This is a genomic window from Stenotrophomonas maltophilia group sp. RNC7 (genome assembly GCF_030910085.1).
GTDB lineage: Bacteria > Pseudomonadota > Gammaproteobacteria > Xanthomonadales > Xanthomonadaceae > Stenotrophomonas > Stenotrophomonas sepilia.
On the sequence record NZ_JAVFVN010000476.1, the window covers coordinates 115,151 to 121,821 of the forward strand.

Sequence of the window (6,671 nt, forward strand, 5' to 3'; positions counted from 1 at the left end):
TGCCGCCGGCCCACACGCCATGGATGGCCGCGCCGTGTTCCAGAGACGCAACGGCCCGCCGAAGCGGGCCGCTGCATCCATCACGATCGCGCTGCGATCAGTGCTGGTGACCGCCGTCGCCATGGACGTGGCCGTGGTCGATCTCTTCCTTGCCGGCTTCGCGCACGTCGACGATCTCGACGTCGAAGTGCAGGTCCTTGCCGGCCATCGGGTGGTTCAGGTCGACGTCGACGACGCTCATGCCGACCTTCTGCACGGTCACCGCACGCGGGCCGAAGTTGGTCTGCAGCACGACCTGCTGGCCCGGGGCCAGCTTGGCGTTGCCGAAGTGCTTCTTCGGCACGCGCTGGGACAGGCCTTCACGACGCTCGCCGTAGGCATCGGCCGCCTTGACGTCGACGTTGAAGGTCGCGCCGGCTTCCTTGTCCATCATGGCGTTTTCCAGGCCCGGGATGATGTTGCCGTGGCCGATCAGGATCGCCAGCGGCTCGCCGCGGTCCTTGGACGACTCGATCGGCTCCTGGCCGACTTCGGAAACGGTGTAGTGGAAGCGGACAACGCGGTCTTTTTCGATCTTCATGCGCAACTCTGTCTGGATCTGCCGGAGGCAGGCGGGTTGGGGCGGGTTGTCGCCCGGCGGGGACGCCGCCATCATGACGGCCAATCCAAGGTGGCGCATTATCCGGAGATCATGCACATCACGCCAGTTTCGTCCGGCCCGCGCCGGTTTCTCGCCCCGGCCCTGCTGCTGGCCCTGCCTGTGTTGATGACCGCCTGTGGCGGCGGCAAGGCCACCCGCCCGGCGCCGCCCCCGCCGACGGCGAACTGGCCGAAGACCGTTCCGGACAACCCCGAGGCCGCCAACTCGGTGCTGATGCGGGCCATCAGCCTGGTCGGCACGCCGTACCGCTATGGCGGCAACACCCCGGATTCGGGCTTCGACTGCAGCGGCCTGGTCGCCTATGTCTATCGCGAGATGCTGGACCTGCGGCTGCCGCGCACCTCGCGCGACCTGGCCGCGGTACAGGGCCCGAAGATCGATCCGCAGCGCCTGGCCACCGGCGATCTGGTGTTCTTTGGCAGCCGAGGCAGCGTCACCCATGTCGGCATCTATGTAGGTGAGGGGCGTTTCGTGCACGCGCCGAGTACCGGCGGGACGGTACGCCTCGACTCGCTCAGCGGCCCCTACTGGAAAGACCACTACACAGGGGCGAAACGCGTCCTTCGCTAAAATGAACAGGCGATATGTTCAAAAATGTGACGCAAATCACAGCTGTAATAACGTTTTACTAACGGAATTTTTAACTTATCGGCGCTTTTACAGGGCATGATGCCCCATCGTTTTTTTCCTGTGACCGACGCGTGACGACTGACGACCTGAAAAGCGAAGGCCAGACTTCCGTATCTTCACGCAGTGCCCGCCCGTTGTTGCTTGGCCTGGCACTGTGCCTGACCAGCCTTCCGGCCTGGTCGCAGACTGCTCCGAACCGTTCCGATGTGCCCCCGGCCCCGGTGGCCGAAAGCGCCGCCCGACCGGCCGCCAAGGCCGAGGCTGCCGCTCCGCAGCGCAGCCGCGTCGATGCCGCCGCCAGCGCCACGCTGGCCGCCCTGCTGCCGCACCTGGCCGCCAACGACACCATTCCGCTGATGGACCGCTCGGCCGTGGTGGCCGGCGACCTCAGCCGCCTGCTCGCAAACTACGACACCAGCAGCGCCGCCAATGGCAGCGTTGTCGGTACCGCCGCCGACAACGGCAAGGTGCAGTCGCTGCTGCGCCGCGCGATGACCCTGCTGGGCACCCCGTACCGTTGGGGTGGCAGCAACCCGGACAGCGGTTTCGACTGCAGCGGCCTGGTCGGTTATGTGTTCCGTTCGGCGCTGGGCATCGAGCTGCCGCGCGTCTCGCGCGAGATGGCCCACGATGACAACGCCGAACTGATCAACGACCGCACCGCGCTGGCTGCCGGTGACCTGGTGTTCTTCGGCCGCAAGGGCCGCGTCGATCACGTCGGCATCTACGTGGGCGACGGCCGCTTCCTGCACGCACCGAGTTCGGGCAAGGACGTGCGCGTGGACACCCTGCTCAGTGGCTACTGGGGCAACAAGTTCATGCAGGCCCGCCGGGTCGACCTCTGACCCGCTGGCGCTACGGCGCCGCCTGAAAGACAAAAAGCCGCTGCCCCGCAGCGGCTTTTTTGTTTGCGCCCCCGGTAGGTGCCGACCTTGGTCGGCATCGCGCCGCCTGCCCTGGTGGGTGCCGACCGTTGGTCGGCACTGCCTTCCATCCACGCATGGCGTGGATCTACCAGGACCCGCCTTGGCCGCCACCGCGCCAACCAGCTCCCAAACAAAAGGCCCGCCGGGTCAGGGCGGGCCTTTTACATCTCCACGCAACCTCAGCCGCGTGGCGGAGTCGGGTCAGGATCGTCCACGCCCACATTGCTGGACGGATTGTCATACACCGCCTGGTCGAGCAGCCCGGTCTCCTTGGCCACGATCACCGGCACCAGCATCTGGCCGGTCACATTCGTCATCGTGCGCATCATGTCCAGGATGCGGTCGATGGCATACAGGTAACCGATGGTCTCCAGCGGCAGGTTCGCCGCGCTCAGCACCACCGTGGCCATGATCACCGCAGTACCCGGCACGCCGGCGGTGCCAAAGCTGCCCAGCACCGAGGCGATCAGCACCACCACGTACTGCTCCGGGGTCAGCGGCACGCCGCTGTACTGCGAAATGAACACCGCGCACAGCGCCGGATAGATCGCGCCGCAGCCGTCCATCTTGATGCTGGCGCCCAGCGGCACCGCGAACGAACCGTAGTCCTTGTTCACGCCCAGGTTGTGGGTGATCGAACGCAGCGCCACCGGCATCGCAGCGAAGCTGGACGAGCTGACGAACGCAACCTGCATGCCCGGTGCGGCGCCACGGAAGAACTTCAGCGGGTTCAGGCCGTGCGCCAGCAGCAGCGCGCTGTAGACCACCACGATGTGCAGCGCACAGGCCACGTACAACGCCAGCACGAAATGGCCCAGCGGCAGCAGCTTCTCGAACCCATAGCTGCCGACCAGGCCTGCGATCAGGCCGAAGGTGCCGATCGGGGTGACTTCCAGCACGAAGCGGGTCACCTGGATCATGATGTCGCTCATCTGGCCGACCAGCTTGCGCGCCTCGGTCACCTTCTCGCCCAGCTTGACGATGGCAAAGCCCACCAGGCCGGCGAAGAAGATCACCGGCAGGATCGAGCCGCGACCCGCGGCCAGCACGGTCTCACCGGCCGCGTTGACCTTGGTGCCGATGCCGGACAGCGCATAGAAGACGTTGGCAGGCACCACGTCCAGCAGCACCTGCACCACGCTGGGCACTTCGCGCGGCACGTAGTTGCTGGCCATGGACAACTGCAGGCCACCCGCGCCGGGCTGCAGCACCGTACCCACGGCCAGGCCGACACACACTGCCAGCGCGGCGGTGATCACGAACCACAGGAAGGTGCGCCCACTGAGCGCGGCCACGGACTTCTGCCCGTGCAGCGACGAGATCGCGTTGATGACCGCGAAGAACACCAGCGGCACGGCGATCATCTTGATCAGGGTGACGTACAGCTCACCGAGCGGGCCGAACCACGTTTCCGCGGCCGGGCCGAGCGCCCAGCCGGCCAGCGCGCCGAGCACGAAGCCACCGACCACGCGCTGCCAGAACGGAATCCGCAGCCAGGCAGAGACCAGCTTCATAGGCAATCCAGAGGGGAAGGAAGGGATGCTGGCACGATAGCCCAAGGCAGCCCGCAGAACGACCGCCCGGCCGGCAAATCAGTGTGTCATCGGCGTGCCTTGCTGGGGCGGGCATAATGAATGTCCCGTTACAGTTTGTGAGATCCCAGCGTCCATGCGTCGTTCCGTCTCCCTGTTGGCCGCCTGCGCCACCACCCTTCTGCTGGGCGCCTGCGCCAGCACTGCCCCCGCGTCCGCCCCGGCCGGCCTGAAGGTCGCCGTCGATCCCGTCGCCCATCCGGCCGGCGAGACCCCGCAGTGGTGGTACCGCAGCGGTGCCGCCCAGGCTGCGGCCAATGGTGCGATGTCCGGCAAGGCGAAGAACGTCATTCTGTTCCTCGGTGACGGCATGAGCCTGACCACCGTGGCCGCCTCGCGCATCTACGAGGGCCAGCGCAAGGGCGGCTCCGGCGAGGAGAACCTGCTGTCCTGGGAACGCTTCCCGGCCACGGCGTTCAGCAAGACCTACAACACCGATTCGCAGACGCCTGATTCGGCCGGCACCATGACCGCCATCACCACCGGCGTGAAGACCCACATGGGCGCGATCGGCGTCAGTGCCGGAAGCCGCACCGACTGTGCCGACAGCCTGTCCAAGGGCCTGCTGACCTGGCTACAGCTGGCCGACAGCGCCGGCCTCGCCACCGGCGTGGTCTCCACCGCTCGCCTGACCCACGCCACCCCGGCTGCCACCTACGCGCACTCGCCCGAGCGCAACTGGGAAAACGACACCGACCTGACTGAAGCAGCCAAGGCGGCCGGCTGCAAGGACATCGCCCAGCAGCTGCTGTCGACCTCGCGCTATGGGCGCGGCCCGCTTGTCGCCCTTGGTGGCGGCCGTGGTGAGTTCACCACCGTGGAAGAGCGCGACCCGGAATACGACGACAAGGTCGGCCAGCGCCTGGACGGCCGCAGCCTGGTCCAGGAATGGCAGCAGGCGCATCCGCAGGGTGCCTATGTCTGGAACAGCAAGCAGCTGGCCGCGGCCGCAAATGCGCCGGCCATCCTTGGTCTGTTCGAGCCGGACCACATGCGCTACGAGTACGAGCGCCCGCAGGATCCGGGCGGTGAGCCGAGCCTGGCCGAACTGACCGCAGCGGCGATCAAGAACCTTTCAAGGCACCCGGAAGGCTACGTACTGATGATCGAAGGCGCGCGCATCGACCACGCCAATCACAGCGGCAATGCCTACCGTGCACTGACCGAGACCGTGGCACTGTCCGATGCGGTGCGCGTGGCCAACGAGCTGACCTCGGCCGACGACACCCTGATCATCGTCACCGCCGACCACTCGCACACGCTGAACTTCGTCGGCTACCCGGCACGCGGCAACCCGATCCTGGGCAAGGTGAAGGACAAGGGCGGCGAAGACGGCGCCGGCAAGCTGGACTACGCCCTGGACGGCACCGGCCAGCCGTACACCACGCTGAGCTACGCCAACGGCCCAGGCCACACCGGCAGCAGCAACCAGCAGCCGGCCGGGCCGAAGCGTTACCCGCACAACCCGAGCAGCTTCGAACCGGCCAACGGTCGCCCGAACCTGCGCGAGATCGACACCGAGCATCCGGACTACATGCAGGAAGCGCTGGTGCCGATGAAGTCCGAATCGCATGGTGGTGAGGACGTCGGCATCTGGGCACGTGGCCCGGGCAGCAAGGCGATCCGCGGCACGCTGGAACAGAACGCGATCTACCACATGATCGTGCAGGCCACCCCGGCCCTGCGCGAGCGCCTGTGCCAGGCCGACACCTGCGATGACAAGGGCGTGCCGGTGCAGTTGCCGGCACCGACGGCCTTCGAACGCAAGGCCGAGGCCAAGTGATCGCGCGGCGGGCCCGCCCTGCCCCTGCCAGCGGCCGCTTTGCGCGGTCGCTGGCAATGCTTGGCGTGCTGGTCAGTGCCAATGCACAGGCACAGGCACCGGCATGCAAGCTGCTGACCGACGAACACGGGTTGTGGCCGCTCCCCAACTGCGAGGTGGTCGATCACCGGCTGAAGATCAGCGCCGATACGCTGAAGGACCTGAACTACGACGACCACGGTCTGGCCGTGGTGTATGCCGACCAGGGCTTCCACTACGTCGACCGCGCGGGCCGCAGCCTGCCGGTGCTGACCTGGGACAACGGCCCGGAAACGCCGCAGGAAGGCCTGCTGCGCGGCCGCGTCGGCAGCCGCGTCGGCTACTTCGACCTGAAGTTCCGCCAGGTGGTGCCCGGCACCTTCGATTTCGCCTGGCCATTCCAGGATGGCGTGGCCGAGGTCTGCAACGGCTGCCGCCGCGGCACGCCGGATGCCGATGGCCACACGCCGATGGAAGGCGGAGAGCGGTTCCGCATCGACCGCTCGGGCCGCCGGGTGAAGTAGGTTTTTCTGCAGGGCTGCGCCCTGCACCTGCAGATGCAACGGCAACGGCCGAAGCAACAGCAACAGCGTGCATTCCGTGGGATGGCGGGGCACCGTGGGTGTGCGGGGACGGCGCAAGTACGTCCATGTAGCCTTGGTCGCCGCATCCATGCGACTCACACCCCGCAAACCCACAGTGCCCCGCCTTCGACAGTTTTCCGGTGGCCAGTAGATCCACGCCACGCGTGGATGAAATCTGTCAGATATCGAAATAAATAGGGGTCAGATCCGTTTTCCGCAGGAAAACGGATCTGACCCCAAGAGCAATTCCGACAGTTCGCAGGAATCTGTCGAAGGCGGGGTGGGTCCGGTTGCGGGGGCGTGAGCCGCATGGATGCGGCGACCGAGCTTACATGGACGTACTTGCAGCGCCCCCCGCAACCGGGCCCACCCCGCCAATCCTCAGGAAACCAGCTTCGGCTGTTGCTTCGGCTCTTGCAGTGGCCGTGGCCTCTGCAGGTGCAGGGCGCAGCCCTGCCAAGTAAACCCCACCCTATA

General features: G+C 66.7%; 6 protein-coding genes. 4 read left to right on the forward strand and 2 right to left on the reverse strand.

The annotated features are described in order from the left end of the window. Positions 1-97: 97 nt before the first annotated feature. The gene (locus tag RCF13_RS08575; RefSeq protein ID WP_061479642.1) at positions 98-580 is read right to left on the reverse strand and encodes a peptidylprolyl isomerase; all 483 of its coding nucleotides are present in this window, start codon (positions 578-580) and stop codon (positions 98-100) included. Positions 581-691: 111 nt separating this feature from the next. On the opposite strand from RCF13_RS08575, the gene RCF13_RS08580 reads away from it, so the two are divergent. Continuing rightward, positions 692-1,231 carry a C40 family peptidase gene (locus RCF13_RS08580; RefSeq protein WP_005418044.1) on the forward strand — a complete coding sequence of 180 codons (540 nt, stop codon included), beginning with the start codon at positions 692-694 and terminating at the stop codon, positions 1,229-1,231. A 197-nt stretch (positions 1,232-1,428) separates the two neighbouring features. Continuing rightward, positions 1,429-2,136, forward strand: coding sequence for a C40 family peptidase (locus RCF13_RS08585; RefSeq protein ID WP_227836959.1), 708 nt, complete (start codon positions 1,429-1,431; stop codon positions 2,134-2,136). A gap of 260 nt (positions 2,137-2,396) precedes the next feature. Here RCF13_RS08585 and RCF13_RS08590 read toward each other — a convergent pair whose 3' ends face one another. Continuing rightward, the gene (locus RCF13_RS08590; protein ID WP_134968913.1) at positions 2,397-3,731 is read right to left on the reverse strand and encodes a dicarboxylate/amino acid:cation symporter; all 1,335 of its coding nucleotides are present in this window, start codon (positions 3,729-3,731) and stop codon (positions 2,397-2,399) included. Between the two features lie 154 nt (positions 3,732-3,885). Here RCF13_RS08590 and RCF13_RS08595 point away from each other — a divergent pair, with 154 nt between their 5' ends. Next, a complete protein-coding gene (locus RCF13_RS08595; RefSeq protein WP_134968914.1) occupies positions 3,886-5,592 on the forward strand; it encodes an alkaline phosphatase in 1,707 nt (568 codons plus the stop codon). Next, positions 5,589-6,134 (forward strand): WG repeat-containing protein, encoded by a 546-nt coding sequence (locus RCF13_RS08600; RefSeq protein WP_134968915.1) that lies wholly within the window; start codon positions 5,589-5,591, stop codon positions 6,132-6,134. The genes RCF13_RS08595 and RCF13_RS08600 overlap by 4 nt, the downstream gene beginning before the upstream one ends. Positions 6,135-6,671: the final 537 nt, after the last annotated feature.